Source organism: Gracilimonas sp. (assembly GCF_017641085.1).
In the GTDB taxonomy this organism is placed as follows: Bacteria; Bacteroidota; Rhodothermia; order Balneolales; family Balneolaceae; genus Gracilimonas.
Map to the genome: position 1 here is coordinate 62,807 of NZ_JAEPPI010000002.1, position 15,923 is coordinate 78,729.

Annotated in this window: 14 protein-coding genes; 2 read left to right on the forward strand and 12 right to left on the reverse strand. The window is 44.9% G+C overall.

All coding sequences use genetic code 11. The features are described from left to right. The 7 genes from JJ941_RS07205 to JJ941_RS07235 form a co-directional block, all read right to left on the reverse strand. Entirely contained in the window at positions 1-378 is a 378-nt protein-coding gene (locus JJ941_RS07205; RefSeq protein WP_290963242.1) for a VOC family protein, read from the reverse strand. Positions 379-443: 65 nt separating this feature from the next. Next, positions 444-887 carry a MarR family transcriptional regulator gene (locus tag JJ941_RS07210; protein WP_290963243.1) on the reverse strand — a complete coding sequence of 148 codons (444 nt, stop codon included), beginning with the start codon at positions 885-887 and terminating at the stop codon, positions 444-446. Between the two features lie 95 nt (positions 888-982). Next, positions 983-1,888 (reverse strand): EamA family transporter, encoded by a 906-nt coding sequence (locus JJ941_RS07215; RefSeq protein ID WP_290963244.1) that lies wholly within the window; start codon positions 1,886-1,888, stop codon positions 983-985. Between the two features lie 72 nt (positions 1,889-1,960). Continuing rightward, the gene (locus tag JJ941_RS07220; RefSeq protein ID WP_290963245.1) at positions 1,961-2,293 is read right to left on the reverse strand and encodes a TraR/DksA C4-type zinc finger protein; all 333 of its coding nucleotides are present in this window, start codon (positions 2,291-2,293) and stop codon (positions 1,961-1,963) included. A gap of 13 nt (positions 2,294-2,306) precedes the next feature. Then, positions 2,307-3,095 carry a hypothetical protein gene (locus JJ941_RS07225; RefSeq protein WP_290963247.1) on the reverse strand — a complete coding sequence of 263 codons (789 nt, stop codon included), beginning with the start codon at positions 3,093-3,095 and terminating at the stop codon, positions 2,307-2,309. An 81-nt stretch (positions 3,096-3,176) separates the two neighbouring features. Next, entirely contained in the window at positions 3,177-4,643 is a 1,467-nt protein-coding gene (locus JJ941_RS07230; RefSeq protein WP_290963249.1) for a hypothetical protein, read from the reverse strand. 228 nt (positions 4,644-4,871) lie between these two features. Then, positions 4,872-6,299 carry an amidohydrolase family protein gene (locus JJ941_RS07235; protein WP_290963251.1) on the reverse strand — a complete coding sequence of 476 codons (1,428 nt, stop codon included), beginning with the start codon at positions 6,297-6,299 and terminating at the stop codon, positions 4,872-4,874. Between the two features lie 147 nt (positions 6,300-6,446). On the opposite strand from JJ941_RS07235, the gene JJ941_RS07240 reads away from it, so the two are divergent. Further along, positions 6,447-8,492, forward strand: coding sequence for a S9 family peptidase (locus JJ941_RS07240; protein ID WP_290963253.1), 2,046 nt, complete (start codon positions 6,447-6,449; stop codon positions 8,490-8,492). Positions 8,493-8,798: 306 nt separating this feature from the next. On the opposite strand, the gene JJ941_RS07245 is transcribed toward JJ941_RS07240, so the two are convergent. Together JJ941_RS07245 and hutH are read right to left on the reverse strand one after the other, a co-directional pair. Beyond that, complete coding sequence (locus JJ941_RS07245) at positions 8,799-9,275, reverse strand: DUF456 domain-containing protein (RefSeq protein WP_290963255.1); 477 nt, start codon at positions 9,273-9,275, stop codon at positions 8,799-8,801. 34 nt (positions 9,276-9,309) lie between these two features. Beyond that, positions 9,310-10,797 (reverse strand): histidine ammonia-lyase, encoded by a 1,488-nt coding sequence (gene hutH / locus JJ941_RS07250; protein WP_290963257.1) that lies wholly within the window; start codon positions 10,795-10,797, stop codon positions 9,310-9,312. A 235-nt stretch (positions 10,798-11,032) separates the two neighbouring features. On the opposite strand from hutH, the gene JJ941_RS07255 reads away from it, so the two are divergent. Beyond that, entirely contained in the window at positions 11,033-12,712 is a 1,680-nt protein-coding gene (locus JJ941_RS07255; RefSeq protein WP_290963259.1) for a peptide MFS transporter, read from the forward strand. Positions 12,713-12,770: 58 nt separating this feature from the next. Here JJ941_RS07255 and glpK read toward each other — a convergent pair whose 3' ends face one another. From glpK to JJ941_RS07270, 3 genes are read right to left on the reverse strand one after another with little or no spacing between them, the layout of a single operon-like run. After that, entirely contained in the window at positions 12,771-14,270 is a 1,500-nt protein-coding gene (glpK, locus tag JJ941_RS07260; protein WP_290963261.1) for a glycerol kinase GlpK, read from the reverse strand. Between the two features lie 19 nt (positions 14,271-14,289). Next, positions 14,290-15,078 (reverse strand): transporter, encoded by a 789-nt coding sequence (locus JJ941_RS07265; protein WP_290963262.1) that lies wholly within the window; start codon positions 15,076-15,078, stop codon positions 14,290-14,292. Positions 15,079-15,081: 3 nt separating this feature from the next. Continuing rightward, on the reverse strand, positions 15,082-15,852 hold the full coding sequence (locus tag JJ941_RS07270) for a hypothetical protein (protein WP_290963263.1): 771 nt from the start codon (positions 15,850-15,852) through the stop codon (positions 15,082-15,084). Positions 15,853-15,923 lie beyond the last annotated feature (71 nt).

The following is a 15,923-nucleotide window of genomic DNA, read 5'->3' on the forward strand; positions in this document are numbered from 1 at the left end:
TTATTCGTTGGAATGAAGCGCTATTCGGTTACCTTCGCTATCCAGTATCACGGCCATATAGCCATTGTCTTCGGTGATAAGTCTTTTGGGGATCATGACTTTCCCCCCGGCCTCTTCCACCCGATCAAGTATGGATTGTAAATTGGGATTGGCGTTCAGGTATAAAAGAGGGCCGTGACTATCACTCGGAAAGTACCATTCCTTATTCTCGATGATTGTGCCACCCACAGTTCCCGTAGTGGCAGGGAAAAGTGCCATACGTAAACCATCTCCTATATCAAGTTCCGGCATTTCAAACTCAAAGATAGTTTCGTAGAACTTTTTTGCCCGGTCAATATCGTTGGCCGGTATCTCGAACCAGTTTATCGCATTATTCATCTAATACATTCCTCCGCCTGAATTTTAAAATAATTGACCGATAGTACAGGATGACGGGGTTAAATTCAAGAACGCGCTTTTTCCAGTAACAAGTTCAGCTGCTCGGCTTCTTCTTCGGAAATCAGTGTGAACTTTTCATCGAGGGTATGAATACGATCTTCGATCTGTGCCAATAAACGAAGGCCTTCATATTTGATGAATACCTGAATCAAGCGACCATCGTTGGGATCTTTACGCTTACGGACCAGGTCTTTTTTTATAAGCCTGTCCACAAGGCGGGAAGTATCCGAGCTTTTGTCCATCATTTCCTCCTGAATCTGCTTGGTGGACATCGGTTCATTATTGGCTGCCTTCAATATTCTGAGTATAGAAAGCTGTTGCGGTGTTAAATCGAATTCATCCAGGAACTCCTTTATGGCCGCCCGAAGCCAGACTTCCGTTTCAAAGATGTTCGTTCTCAGTTCGCGCCAGACGTTTTTTAGAGCCGTTGCAGTAGCGTTAGCACTCATATAATCAGTTTTTATTGCAGATGATATAATTGCGCTCAATATAATGTCTGAACATCAATGTTCAAACAAATTTACACTGAAGGCTGTTCTGGCAGCTATATAGATTCAGAGGCAAGAGGCGCCTGCTTCGTTTTGCCGCGTTCCAGTACAATAAAGTTACCGGAGATAATGAAAGCCACCCCCACGATGCCTGTTATCGTCCAGCTATAGTTTTCAAATATGGTGGATAATATGAGGGCGATGATAGGAACTACCAGCTGAACATATCCCGCCCGGCTGGCACCAATTCGACCTATCAAACTCAGATAAGCCCCGAATGCAAAAACGGATCCAAACACCGCCAAATACAGCAGAGAAAGACTAAAGGAGAAGGCTGCACTGTACGAAAATTCATATCCAGCTAACAAAGCAACCGCAGCCATTGCAATTGCGCCATAGGTCATACCTATAGCATTAGTTTGGATTACCGGCAAACCCGCTGACTGATTCCTTGCCGAAATGATATTACCCAAAGACGCAATATATGCTGCGCCAACCGCTTGCAACAGCGCAATGGAAGCGGAGTCAGAGAAAGAAAAGCTCAGCAGGTCCTGGTAGAAAATCATCACAATACCCATTAACCCGAGAACTGCCCCGCCATATACCTTCCAGGGGATAACATTTTTCAGAAAGATACGACTGTTGAAAATATTCATGAACAGCATGGTGGAGAAAACAAGAGCTACCAACCCACTTGTAAGTGTCTGCTCGGCGAGATATACCATCCAGTAGTTAAATCCAAACAAAAACACACCCTGAAGAAATATGAACTTATGTTCGGACAGGCTGTAGATAAGATTTAATCTCCTGATTTTAGCATATCCCAGCAATATCAATCCGGCCAACAAAAACCGGTAGCTTACCGAAACAATAGGGTCAACTTCCCCAACCTGAAAGGTGATGGCAAACCAGGTGGAGCCCCAGATCAGGGCCGGTATGAGATATAGAATTACATTTTTCAAAGCTGCCGATGTTACTTAACCGGCTAATATTTAGCAATAGTATCACTCAAAAATTGTAAGAAAGCCGAACGGCTAACCCACACACTTCACGCACCGGGTAGTATGAGGCATGTACTCTAAACGGCCGAATGGAATTTCTTCCCCACATCGTGAACAAAGGCCAAAATTATCGGCTTCTGCATTCTCTTTAGCGCGTTCCAGCTTTTTGAGCTGCTGGGTTTTTTCTCTCAGCGATGACTCATTTATGCTCTTATTGTTAATGGCATCCATCCTCGAAACCCAGCCTATCGAAGCATCCAGCGGAATGGGTTTCACCAGCTCCTGAAGCTCAGCAATTTCTTCTTTTGTCTCTTCAATTCTTGAAAGTATGATCTCTCGAAGCTTCGCTTTTTCGGAGTCTGTCATGTTAGGGAACTGACTATTTTTTCTGATAAGTTAATAATTTCCACAGTTCGCTATTCATGATTTCACGGGTATTGATGATAGCGTTCATAGTTTCAGTGAAATTAGCCCTCGGCATCACACTCTGCATGATTTCATTGGAGAATCCATATTCCATATTACTGATAACATCATAGAAATCGGCCGTAATAAAATTGTACCTATATTCTAAACCACCAGGCTTCATTAAGGAATAAGTTCGCCAGTTGTGCATCTGGTCCTGCTTAATCCGCTCCTCGTGCAATGGCCGGGCAATATCATTTTCCAGGGCGAGATACTGATTTTCCATTCCCGGTTTTACCCTCATAAAATTTACAATTGCAAAAGCACCAGGCTCTGTATCCATGATATTCATAACTCCGGCTTCGGTTCTCCAAAGTTCAGAAAACTGAAAATCTGCCAGTGCCAGAGACTTAGACAAGACGCCCTTACCTCCGCCTGCCAGTAGTTCGTTTAATCTCTCTCCATCCGCCATTACAGCATCCAGATCCTGGTAGGTTCTCACCAGCACATAATTATATTTACTCAGGTTGCCGCCGGGATACAAAATCTTATAAAAATAGCTGCCAATTAAATTTCCGGAAGATACTTTTGCTTCTAGTACAGGCTCCCACTGCGATTTAAATAATTTTTCAAATTTGGCCAAGTTTTCAGTTTCAACCTTCAGGTAGTCTACATTAAGATAGGCCCCTTCTTTAGTCTGTGAGTATCCTGTCACAGCCATCACACAAACTAACACGAACGTAAGCAAAGCAACCTTTTTCATACCGCACTCCATTTGTTAACCCTTACTCTAAGGTATAATAATGCGGCAAAATTTCAAGTTAGAAAGGTGTTTTGAGTAGATTTACCGCGAAGCCAGCCCCTTAGCACGTTCCTTACCGAGTACTGACCTCCGGCGTTTGGGCGTGCGCTCCAGCTGTTTTTCGTAAGCGACCATGGCTTCTTCGTATTTATTCATGTCCAGCAACACATCACCTAATAACTCATAGGATGGTTTTACAATAGTTGGTGGGCCAAAGTCAATGGGTAATTCAGACTCGGCCACAGCCGTTTCTTTCAACAGTTGAAGTCCCTGCTCATTCTTTCCTTCTTCAATCAGCAGTAAACTCTTTATCTGATTCATCTGGATATTTCGATCCGGGCTTTCCGGAACTTCCATCAACTTATCCAGGTTTTGGCGGGCTTTATCAAGGTTATCCATTTTTATGGCTGCCAGCGCAGATGTGAAGAAATAGTTTTGCCCGGCTCTGTTTCCTTCATCATAATCTGCCGTCCATTCCCCTGCCTCCATCCAGCTTTCACTATCTACAATAAAGTGACCGCGCATCACAGAAAAGTGCCATTTTTCTCCGCCTGTCGGTTCTTTTTGAATTCGGTCGTAGCAGTTTAACAGAACCTGGCGGGCTTTTTCTTCTTTTCCGGCTTGAAGGTATCCATATTGTAACCACCAGGTATAATGACCGCAAACGGTTAAGTTTTCCCCGAGTTCTTTTTGACGATTTTGCTGAACATCGCGAGCAACAATATTTGCATCAATGGTTTCTTCCCACATGCCCAAAGCCAGAAAAATATGTGAGGTCATATGTTGGGCATGTGCCGCGGCCGGAGCAATCTCAGAGTACGCCTTTGCCATCGGTAAGCCAAGCGGAGCATGAACAGGATCGTCAAAAGAATGAATGAGATAATGCGCGGCACCGGGATGTTCTTTATTGGCATTCCATACGTCAAACAGCTCAGCGGCGGCTTCCATGTAAATGGCAAAATCGCGCCCTTCATGTGCGGTTCCCAAAATAGACAACCCGTAAAATGCTGTAATCTCGTGATCATTGGGATATTTCTCATGTAGTTCCTGCATGAATTCCATGTACAAATCATCCCGCTCTTCTTTGGAGAGGTTCTTTGTTTCCTCGGTATTTCCGTAAAGCACTTCCAGCGACATAAGCAGGTCTTTTTCCCTTTGCGTTGCTGCTTTATTTTGCCTTTCCGCAACCGTTTCACCCAGCTTACTTAAAATGGCCATTGCTGCTACCCGGTCCTGCTGCATCCAGATGGGATGGTTGTGAGACTTGGCCTCCCCATAATAAGCCATCACAAAGTCGGGATCTTTTTCCTGAGCTCGCCTGAAAGCACGGGCGGCATCCTCGTATTCAAAATTATGAAGAAACTTTACGCCTTCAATAAAATCAGCCTGCGCTACTTCCGCTCCGGAATTTGGAAAGTCGATTTTACCCAACAGCTTATCCTGAGCTATTGCGTCAAACGAAAAAAGGAACAGGGGAATAATCAGAAGTAAAGAAAGATGGCTTTTCATGGTTCTACTATTTGGTGAACTGCGATTGTTGATATTCAAAAGATGCTGCCCTTAGTTAACCTTTCCAAAGTTAAGCTAATATTCTGGAACTACATTTTACCTTAAACAACTTTGGAAAGGTTAAGGTATGCGATAAAATCATCAGCCCGTAATAACTTTTCCAAAGTTAAACCATTATATCAATACAACAACTTCTCATTATAACTTTGGAAAAGTTACTTTCGGAGGCTATTCCGTCTGAATCTCCCCCACATCCATCAGCTTTCCTTTGATCATCACGTGGGTTAATGACCGCATATTTGAGATGTCCTCGGCGGGGTTTTCTTCAAGTAAAATCAGGTTAGCCAGCTTCCCGGATACAAGTGTTCCGAAATCATCCCCGCGACGCATAGATTCGGCCCCGTTTTTTGTGGCCATTACAATCAATTCTTTGGCCGGGATACCGGCTTGCTGCATGTATTCCATTTCATCAAAAATAGAAACCCCATGGAGAGTTCCCGGATTACCCGCATCTGTCCCTACAACAATGGGAATACCGGCCTCATACACTTTCTTAAGATTCGTTAAAAGCATCTCCCGGGTCATGTCGGTTTCAGAGTTAAATGACTGAAGCCGGTTTTTCATATTTCCGGATAATCTTGAATGGTCCTGAAACTGACTTGCCGAAGTAATGAGATCCATGGTTTTGGAATCCACACAGCCATTGGGATCTGTAACCGGAATCGGGGCAATATCTGCTGCTGCACGAAATGCAAGCATATACCCCGCACTTACGATCAGGGTCGGGTTATAGTACGTACCATTTTCTTTCGCCAATTTGATGAACTCGTCATCGACCTCCGTATTCTGCACACTATGTACCAACAGCCTGGTTCCATTACGCAATGCCGCTTTAGCCTGATCAAGGGTTGTGGCATGGGAAATCATTTGGTTTCCCTGCCGGCGAATTTCATCAGCTGTGGCTTCTACACGCTGCATATATTCATCGCTGTCTTCATCAAAAGTCCAGAATTTAATTCCTGTACTTCCTAAAGCGGATAAGTACTGAACCGTTTTTACTCCTGTTTCCTCGGAATCTAGAGTGACCAATACTTTGCCTGAAGGAAGATCAAAAGGAGCGCCGGGTACCGGAGTAATCAATGGACCTGCTGCCGCTACATGTGGGGCTTTGGGATTATTTTCGGCTTCTTCCTGAAAATCGATAGACCAGCTCATTCCACCTACATCATACACCGCGGTAATTCCTGAACAGAGGTATGAATTGTAATATCGCTGAGGGTTTTGCTTTTGATAGGCCGCCACTTCTGCAAATGGATATACGTCGGTGATATCCATTGCGTCCGGCCGGCTGTCAAAAAAACCGGTTTGGAAAAAATGCATGTGTGCATCTACTAGTCCGGGAGTGATAAATTTTCCTTCTGCATTTATTACTTCTGCCCCCAGCGGTACAGAGCATTCTCCATCTTTACCCACGCAGTCGATTTCTCCCCCCCTTATTACCACCATGCTGTTCCGGATGGCTTCAGCGCCGGTTCCGTCAAATAAAGTAGCTCCCGAAATTACCGTTACTTTTTTATCAGGATCTGATTCGGTACAACCGGCAAAACCAATCACCCCTATTATTAATGCTGAAAAAATCCATGTACTGTATCTCATAACGTTCTCCAAAATTGATCTTTGACCGGATTTAAGCATTTAAAATCAGCTTTACAAATTGCACTCAATTTTCACCTAAGTCTTTAGATGAGCGGGCTTATTAAGTATATTCCATCAACTCAATCAATCACAATCAGGAGGTAACCAATGACTTGTTCTTCATTCCGAAAATCGAGCTATCTAACAACGCTTATCCTGGCGTTTACGGTTGGATTTATGCAGCTTGGGCTGGCCCAAAACGGCCTCACCCCAACACAAGTTGCCAAAATTAAAAATGTCGGCTCTGTTTACTTATCAGCTGACGGAAGCACTGCCGCCTACACGCTTTCCGTGCCGGCCGACCCCATGAAAGAAAACGCTTTGCCCAGTACTCATCTGTACATGATGGATGTTTCGAGCGGGGAGACTTCACCCCTAATTACCGACATGAGTGTAAGTGGCATTGCCTTCAGGCCCGGAAGCACTAACATCACCTACCTGGCTAAAAAAGAAGAAGATGAAACCACTTCATTGTATGAATTGAACACTGAATCCGGAGAGTCTGAGAAGCTGTATTCCTTTGAACGTAATATTGCCGGATACAGCTGGGCTGCTGATGGTAATCACATCGTATTCAGGTCTGCAGAACCTAAAGATGAAAGCGAGTCGCCGCTCCCTTACAGCCCGGAAGTTTATGAAGAGAATTTGACGAACACCTGGGCATACATCCAAAATGTTGCCATGGCAGAACATGAACCCCACCGGATTCCGGTTGAAGGTTCTGTATATGATGCCGTGTGGAGTCCGGACCGGCAAAAACTTGCTGTAGCCGTTGCTCCTACTCCTTTGGTTGATGATTTCTACATGAGCCAGAAAGTGGTAATTATTGATCACAAAACCCGTGATGTAGTTGCCGAAGTTAACCATGAAGGGAAGCTCGGACAAATTACCTGGAGCCCTGACAGCAAGAAACTGGCTATGATTGCAGCTGCCACCATCAACGATCCTATTGCGGGCCGACTTAAGATTGCCGATGCTGCCACCGGCGAAACTACTTTACTTAAAGAAGACTTCAAGGGCAGCTTCGAACAAATAGAATGGGCGAACGCCACCACCATTCACTATTTAGCCAGTAAAGGTGTTTGGTCAGAGTTCGGTAGCATTAAAAGTGACGGGAGCCAGATGAAAGCGATTGTCCCTACCGGCGGAGCTATTCTGAATTCATTTGCCCATGCCGGAAACGGAACTCATGTTTTCAACGCCAACACTCCTGATCATCCCGGTGAATTGTACCTGATGAAGAAAGGAGATAAGCAGCCCCAAAGAGTAACCAACAGCAACCCATGGCTTGACGAAGTTCCAAAAGGAAACCAAGAAGCGGTTACTTACACCACCAAAGATGGGATGAAAGTAGAAGGAATTGTTATTTACCCGCTGGGTTATGAAGAAGAAATGCGTTACCCAACCATCACTGTGGTGCATGGCGGACCTGAAGCTCACTACGATAACGGCTGGCTGACCTCCTACTCCATGGCCGGACAAATGGGTGCTGCAGAAGGCTTTGTCGTATTTTATCCCAATTATCGCGGAAGTACCGGACGCGGGATTGAGTACGCCATGAGCAGCCAGGGCGATTTAGCCGGAGCCGAGTTCGATGATATCGTGGAAGGGGTTGATTACCTGATTGCAGAAGGTGTGACCGATGAAGCTAAGGTCGGTGTAACCGGCGGTTCCTATGGCGGTTATGCCACTGCATGGATGAGCACCAAATACAGCGATCGTTTTGCTGCCGGAGTGATGTTTGTCGGTATCAGCAACAACCTGTCTAAATGGGGAACCAGTGATATTCCTGAAGAGCTGTATTACGTGCATGCCCGTAAGCGAATCTGGGAAGATTATATGGGATACCTTGAGCGCAGCCCTATCTACCATGTGGACAATGCAAAAACCCCGCTGCTGATTATGCATGGAAAGGAAGATACAAGGGTTGATCCCGGACAGTCTTATGAGCTCTACCGCCACATCAAAACACGGACTGATACTCCTGTTCGATTGGTACTTTATCCGGGAGAAGGACATGGTAACCGCCACGCAACCGCTCGCTTTGACTATAACCTACGGATGATGCGATGGTTTAATGAGTACCTGAAAGGAGATGAAAATCAGCGTCCTGACACCGAACTGGAAGTAGAGGAAATGACGATTGAGAACTAAGAAAACACTTCAATACAAAAAAACCCGTACATATCTAATGTGCGGGTTTTTTATTCATAACCAGGGTTAGATTAGTCCTATAAGCCTTGCATTGCCTGAATAACCCTTCCAGGATTACAGCAATTATCCTTACTCTGGCAAAGAGGCATAACCCTGGAAGGGTTAAGTAGTATAAAATATCCCAACTATTTTCAGGCTAAGATCCTTTGGCTTCTCAGATGACACTACTGGCCTTTTCTTTAGTATAAGCGCGTTATTTTTTTTGACTCAATATTAATCGAACTCAGGTTCATACTCACCGGTTAACTAAAAACTGACATTCGCAAAGTAGTGATAGGCCATTACTCCGGCTGCCATCACTTTTAAACCGGTTGCGGCCATGAATCCTACAAACGAACCTAAAGCAGACTTCAGGGCTTTATCGGATTTATTTCCGGCGATAAGTTCACCAAGAAAAGCACCAACCAGAGGGCCCAGCACAAAACCGATGGGTGGAAAGAAAAGTCCGGCAACCAAGCCTACTACAGAGCCGGTGACACCATAGGGAGATCCACCGAATTTTTTGGTTGCCCAGGCCGGGATCACGTTATCCAACACAAACCCCACTACAATTACGATCACTGCCCAAACCAGTAGAAATGTTAGAGAAAAAGGGGCATACAAAAACTGCAGAATCAGCAACCCCACATAACTGAAAGGAAGTCCGGGCACGACCGGCAGAAAAGCTCCGGCCAAACCAATTAGCATTAACAATGCACCGATAATAAGTATAATAAGTTCCATGGGTGCTACACGATTCTGAAGCCTTTAAGTTTCATCATTCCAGCCCAAGCGGATTCAGTAAATCAGATTGCATGAGCAGTTGCACCGCTTCGTTAATCTCATCCTTAAAAAAATGATCTTCCTGCGCATGCGGAATCTGCTCACGTATATATTTGTGCGCACGATCCACGCCAGCTCCCGGCTTCAGCGGTTTTCGGAAATCAAGGGCCTGGGATGCCGTAAACAACTCAATAGCCAGCACCTGCTCTACATTTTTGAATACATTCAGCAACTTCAGTGCCCCGATGCTTCCCATACTTACATGATCTTCCTGTCCGAGGCTGGTCGGAATAGAGTCAACGGATGCAGGATGACACAGTACCTTATTTTCCGACACCAGCGCAGCTGATGTATATTGCGGAATCATAAAGCCGGAATTAATCCCGGTTTCTTCCATAAGCAGGGTAGGTAACCCATCGTGTCCTTCAAGCAGTAAGTACGTTCTCCGCTCCGAAATACTTGCCAGTTCTGCCAATGCTATAGCGGCATAATCGAGCACCAGTGCCAGCGGCTGTCCGTGGAAATTGCCCCCACTGATAATATCTCCGTTCTGAAAAACCAGTGGATTATCCGTTACCGAGTTTATTTCGGTTTGAACCGTGGAAATACAATGAGCGATGGCATCCCGGCTGGCTCCATGAACCTGTGGAATACAACGAAGAGAATATGGGTCCTGCACTTTCCCGCAATTTCGGTGCGATTCCAAAATCTCACTATTCTGAAGCAAATGACGAACATTCCGGGCTACAGTTTGCTGTCCGGTATGGGGGCGAATTTCATGAATACGCTCATCAAAAGGTTTGATGCTGCCTTGCAATGCTTCCAGGCTCATTGCTCCCAACAGATCCGCACTTTTCAATAGTTTTAGAGCTTTCTCCAGTACAAATGCCCCGTAAGCGCTCATCAACTGAGTTCCGTTTATTAAGGATAGTCCATCTTTGGGCTGAAGCTCAATCGGTTGCAGGTTATGCTTTTTCAGAACTTGATCTGCTGGAATCGTATCGGTTCCATCCTCATTCCAGAAAGAACCAAAACCCAACAGCGGCAGCGACATATGAGCAAGCGGAGCTAAATCACCTGAAGCCCCCACGCTGCCTTTTTCAGGGATAACCGGAATCATATCATGATCAATGAAATACATGAGTCGGTCAAAGGTTTCTTTAGAAATTCCGGAGAAACCTATTCCCAACGCATGAATTTTGAGCTGAAGCATCAGCCGGGAAATCTCTTTGGGGATCAGGTCTCCGGTTCCCACCGCATGAGATAAAATCAGGTTTCGTTGCAGCTGTTTAAGTTGGTCGTCTCCAATTCGTTTAGAGGCAAGGATGCCAAAACCGGTGTTAATACCGTAAAAGGCTTCATTTTTGGTGAGGGCATCATCCACCACCGCCCGGGCATCCAAAACGGGAGAAGGATCTTTCTTCAGCTGATTTAAAGACCGTTCAATATCCTTGTATAAGCTGCTGATCTTAATTTTATGCATGTTTTCCTTTTTAGATTCCTTTTTTACCTGCCTTACATAACTTTTCCAAAGTTATTAAGGAGAAGAAACTTCAAACATTCTCCCAATCTAACTTTGGAAAAGTTGACAGTTAATTTAGAGTCTCAAAGTCGTTAGATATCACATTGAATTCAATCCATTCTTGCAACCGAGTAGCTCTTTAGGTATCATCACGCACTTTATGGATTATTAAACCCTTAACCAATCTCTATAAACTATGGCAAACGGGAACCCAGCCACCACTAACGACTTCTTTGGACATCCGCGTGGCTTATCGACATTGTTTTTCACTGAATTATGGGAGCGCTTCAGTTATTACGGAATGCGCGCCCTTCTCGTACTTTTCATGACGGCAGAAGCGGTAGGAGGTAATCCCGGACTTGGATTCAGTGTAGGGGAAGCAGCCGCTATTTATGGTATTTACACCTTCTTCGTTTACGTACTTTCTCTTCCGGGCGGCTGGGTAGCCGATAATATATGGGGACAGAAAAAAGCTGTTTTTGTGGGTGGATGTATCATCGCAGCTGGTCACTTTAGCATGGCCGTGCCCACCACCACCTTTTTCTTTATTGGACTGGCATTAATTGTCGTCGGAACCGGGTTGCTGAAACCGAATGTAAGCTCCATGGTCGGCGATTTATACCCGGAAGGCGGAGCACGTCGTGATGCCGGGTTTTCCATTTTCTACATGGGAATTAACTTCGGTGCTATTTTAGGGCCCCTGCTTTGCGGACTGCTGGGTGAAGGCTACAACTGGCATTACGGATTCTCTCTGGCCGGTTTTGGAATGTTATTGGGACTGGTATCCTATAAAATAGGCGACAAATATCTGGAAGGTGCCGGCGACCTTGATGAAAGCTTTACCGATGAGCAGATTAAAAAACGTAGCAGACTTTTTTACGGAATATCATCATTCCTTGCTGCTGCAGTTGTAATCTTTGGATTCCTGCAAAGTTCAGGCGCCATCAACGTAGCTCTTGAAGCACTTGCTCAGAACCTGGGTATTGTGGCGGTAATCATTACGCTTATTTTCTTTATCTACATCATTTTCTTTGGCGGGCACACCCAACAGGAAAAGAAAAGACTGGGTGTTATTTTCTGGCTGTTTATCCTGGCTGCATTGTTTTGGAGTGGTTTTGAGCAGGCGGGTTCTTCTCTTAACCTATTTGCGGCCGATTTAACTGATCGTGCTGCCGGTCCGAGTGAATTTTTAGGTGGAATGGGATCACTGATACTCACTCTTATTCTGGCTGTTCCCATCGGCTGGTATGCTTTCAAAACCTTTAAGCGGGAAGACCTTTGGGTTATGGCAAAAGTGGCTGTCGCTGTTTCCAGTGTTGGCTTGCTTGCCTTTTTCTACTGGTTATTTACACAAATAGGTAATGGGTGGATTATCCCGGCAAGTACCCTCCAGCTCATTAACCCAACCTTTATCGTAATTTTCGCCCCTATTTTTGGGATGCTCTGGACCTGGCTGGCTTCCAGAAAAGCCAACCCTTCCATTCCGGTTAAATTCGGACTTGGATTGTTAGGCCTTGCCGCCGGTTTCTTTGTGCTTTCATGGGGATCTGCCAATGCTTCATCAACCAGCCTGGTTTCTCCGGCTTGGTTAATTGTAACTTACTTCCTGCATACCGTTGGTGAGCTTTGCCTGTCGCCGGTTGGACTTTCTTCCATGACAAAGCTGGCTCCCAAAAACCGTGTATCTCAGATGATGGGAATCTGGTTTGTGGCTACAGCTCTCGGTAACCTGATGGCCGGACTTGTTGCAGGTCAGCTCGAGAACCTGGCGCCATCCGGTCTCTTCCAGATGGTTGCACTGATTGTTGGAGGTGGTGGTATTGTTGCCCTTCTTGCAGCACCACCGGTTCAGAAATTGATGGGGGATATCGAATAGAACCCTGAAACAAGACGTTATTCAAAAAGGCTTCTTCAATTGAGGAAGCCTTTTTTATTTAGCGATCATCTGCCCAGGCGATGGTTGCTTTTACTGCCCGCTTCCAGCCCCTGGTTAATTTTTCAACTTCAGCCGGGTCTTTCTGACGATTGAATTTTTTATCTGCCTTCCACAGCTCACGGATTTCTTCGATGTCTTCCCAAAAGCCTACGGCCAGTCCTGCAAGATAAGCGGCTCCTAATGCTGTGGTTTCGGTTACCTCCGGTCGGATAACTGGAACCCCTTGCAGAAGATCACTTTGAAATTGCATCAGAGTATCATTTGCGGTAGCTCCACCATCAACCCGCAATTCCTTTACCTCGATTCCGGAATCGGCTTTCATTGCATGTAACAAATCCAATACCTGATAAGCGATCGCGTCCTGGGCGGCCCGTGCCAAATGAGAACGGTTGGTGCCGCGGGTCATCCCCACCATCATACCCCGGGCATGTTGTTTCCAGTATGGAGCGCCAAGTCCGGCAAAAGCAGGCACCAGATATACTCCACCGGAATCTTCCACTTTATTCGCCAGGTACTCAATGTCTTTGGCTTCCTGAATAATGCCCAGCTCATCCCGCAACCATTGCACTACTGCTCCACCAATAAACACCGAGCCTTCCAGTGCATAATTAATTTTCCCATTCACTTTCCAGGCCACGGTGGTAAGCAGGTTATTCTCGGACTGCACCGGTTTTTCTCCAACGTTCATGAGCATAAAACAGCCCGTTCCATAGGTATTTTTAACCATTCCCGGTTCCGTACACATTTGCCCAAACAGGGCCGCTTGCTGATCCCCCGCAATTCCGGCAATTGGAATAGTGCTTGAAAAAAGGCTGGCTTTAGTCTCCCCATACACTTCACTTGAATCCCTTACTTCCGCCAGCATGTTTTTAGGGATGTTCATGAGTTTCAGCAATTCATCATCCCACTGCATGGAATGAATATTGAACAGCATGGTTCTGGAAGCATTACTGACATCGGTGATATGCAAAGCTCCTTGGGTAAATTTCCAAATCAGCCAGGTGTCGATGGTTCCGAATGCGAGTTCTCCACGTTCTGCTTTATCGCGGGCTCCTTCAACATGGTCAAGTATCCACTTTATTTTGGTGGCTGAGAAATAAGAATCGACGATCAGGCCGGTTTTCTCCTGAATCATATCTGCGTGGCCGGCTTCGACCAGGCTGTCGCAGTAATCGGAGGTCCGGCGGTCTTGCCACACAATCGCATTGTAGATCGGCTTTCCGCTTTCACGGTCCCAAACCACCGTCGTTTCTCTCTGATTGGTGATCCCGATTCCGGCAATAGCTTTTCCATTCACTCCGGCTGAAGCAACCGCTTCAGCTGCCACCCCCGCCTGTGTTGACCAAATTTCCAAAGCATCGTGCTCAACCCAGCCCGGTTCAGGATAAATCTGCCTGAATTCTTTTTGGGCTACGGAAACAATCTCTCCTTTCTTGTTAAAAAGCATAGCCCTTGAACTGGTGGTGCCCTGATCCAATGCTAATACAAATTGCTCCATACCGATACCGGTTTGTTAATTAGTTACGAGCGGTGGCAAACCCCTGGGCAAAACCAATCCCGATAAAAAACGACTCCCGTTCAAACTCATAGCCGGCGTTGAGATCCAGCTGGGCTCCATCATTTACCACAAGCGCCAACCCGGCTTCTGCATAATGCAGGTTGGTGTTGTTTCCGTCATAGATTCCGGCATAACCCGCATACGCACTTAAATTTTGTTGATTTGGGAAGCTAAATCCCGGAGTCAGTGTAAACAACCAATTATCGCTGAGGTCTCCAACCCCAAAAGTATAACCCAGGTTCGATGAAATACTCAGGTTATTTGTTAAGGATTGGTCGCCCACGAGGAACAGAGTGGGTACTATTTCATCGTTCGTAAATGCAGACGCCCCCACCGGCACGCTGATTTTACCGATGGTTGAAATCCTCGTCTGTCCATCCTCAGCCTCATATAACTTATACTTCGCAGCAAGGCCTAAATCCTGAAAACCTGAATTAACGGCATCGGTCCGGTCAAAGTATTGGGTGGAATAGGAATTCAGCAAGGCTCTAAGTTCAAGGTTCTCCATCACCCCAAAGCGCAACAGCATTTGCCCGATGTCAAACTGATTGACGGCATTCCCCGTTGAAAGCTGAACGCCCGTTTCCAGGCCAAAAACTCCGGCTTCTACCACATAAGAGCCATTGCCAATACCCGGCCTGTCGGGGGTGTAATTTTCCTGGGCGAAAATATAATTGGAAGTTAGTAATGTTGTTAGTATTACAAACGCTGATTTTAGGTTAAAAAAGCTTGAGATAAATTTATCCATTGTTCAGGTGAAAGTTCGTAAGTAAGATATTCCATCACTTATTAAATCCAGAAGATTTGGGATATCATCATCTGTTTTTTCATTAGCATGAAATAAATCATAAACACTTGGGTGAAAAATATTTACTGAAATTACCTCCGAGAAGACTATTCCAATCTCAAAATCACTCGACTCAAATCCATCAAGTTGCCCTTTAATTTCATCCTCAACTTTGGCTGTTATTTCTTCATAGTAATTTGTGAATATAAGTTCTTTATTGTTATCTCTATAACCACTCAAATATGGGATTAATTTGAATGATTTTGTGTCAAAATTAGGAGATACAAAATTGTTTGATACAAATCCCACATAAACCTTATCAGATCTTAGTGTTACTGAAACTAATTTAGCCTCTTTTAGAGCTTTCATTAAAAGAATTTCTATCGCATCGTTGTCTTCATAAATTAACTGACCAATCCTTTCTTCTTTTGTGGTCAAAAAGTTGGTGTATTTTCCAAATAAATACCCTATAAAAAGTGTTGAGAAGACTGGGAGTGAATAGCTAATGTTGATAAAATCATCCCAACGTTCAATAATACTTGGAAATCCTTCTAAAATATAGAGATATAATAAATATGCTGGAATAAAAAGTAACGTTCCCCAAACTCCTGACAATAAGAAAAGTTCTTGATTGCTATATCTATAAATTTTAAAACTATAGTACTGAGATGTTTTTATAAATATAAAACCACTGAGCAGTGGCAATATCAGTAACCCGTATGATGTACCAGTCAAATTTTATTGTTTTTTTCGACTTCTTCTCGACTTTATACTTTTTACAAGATTAGAATCCTTGAGCTCTTTAA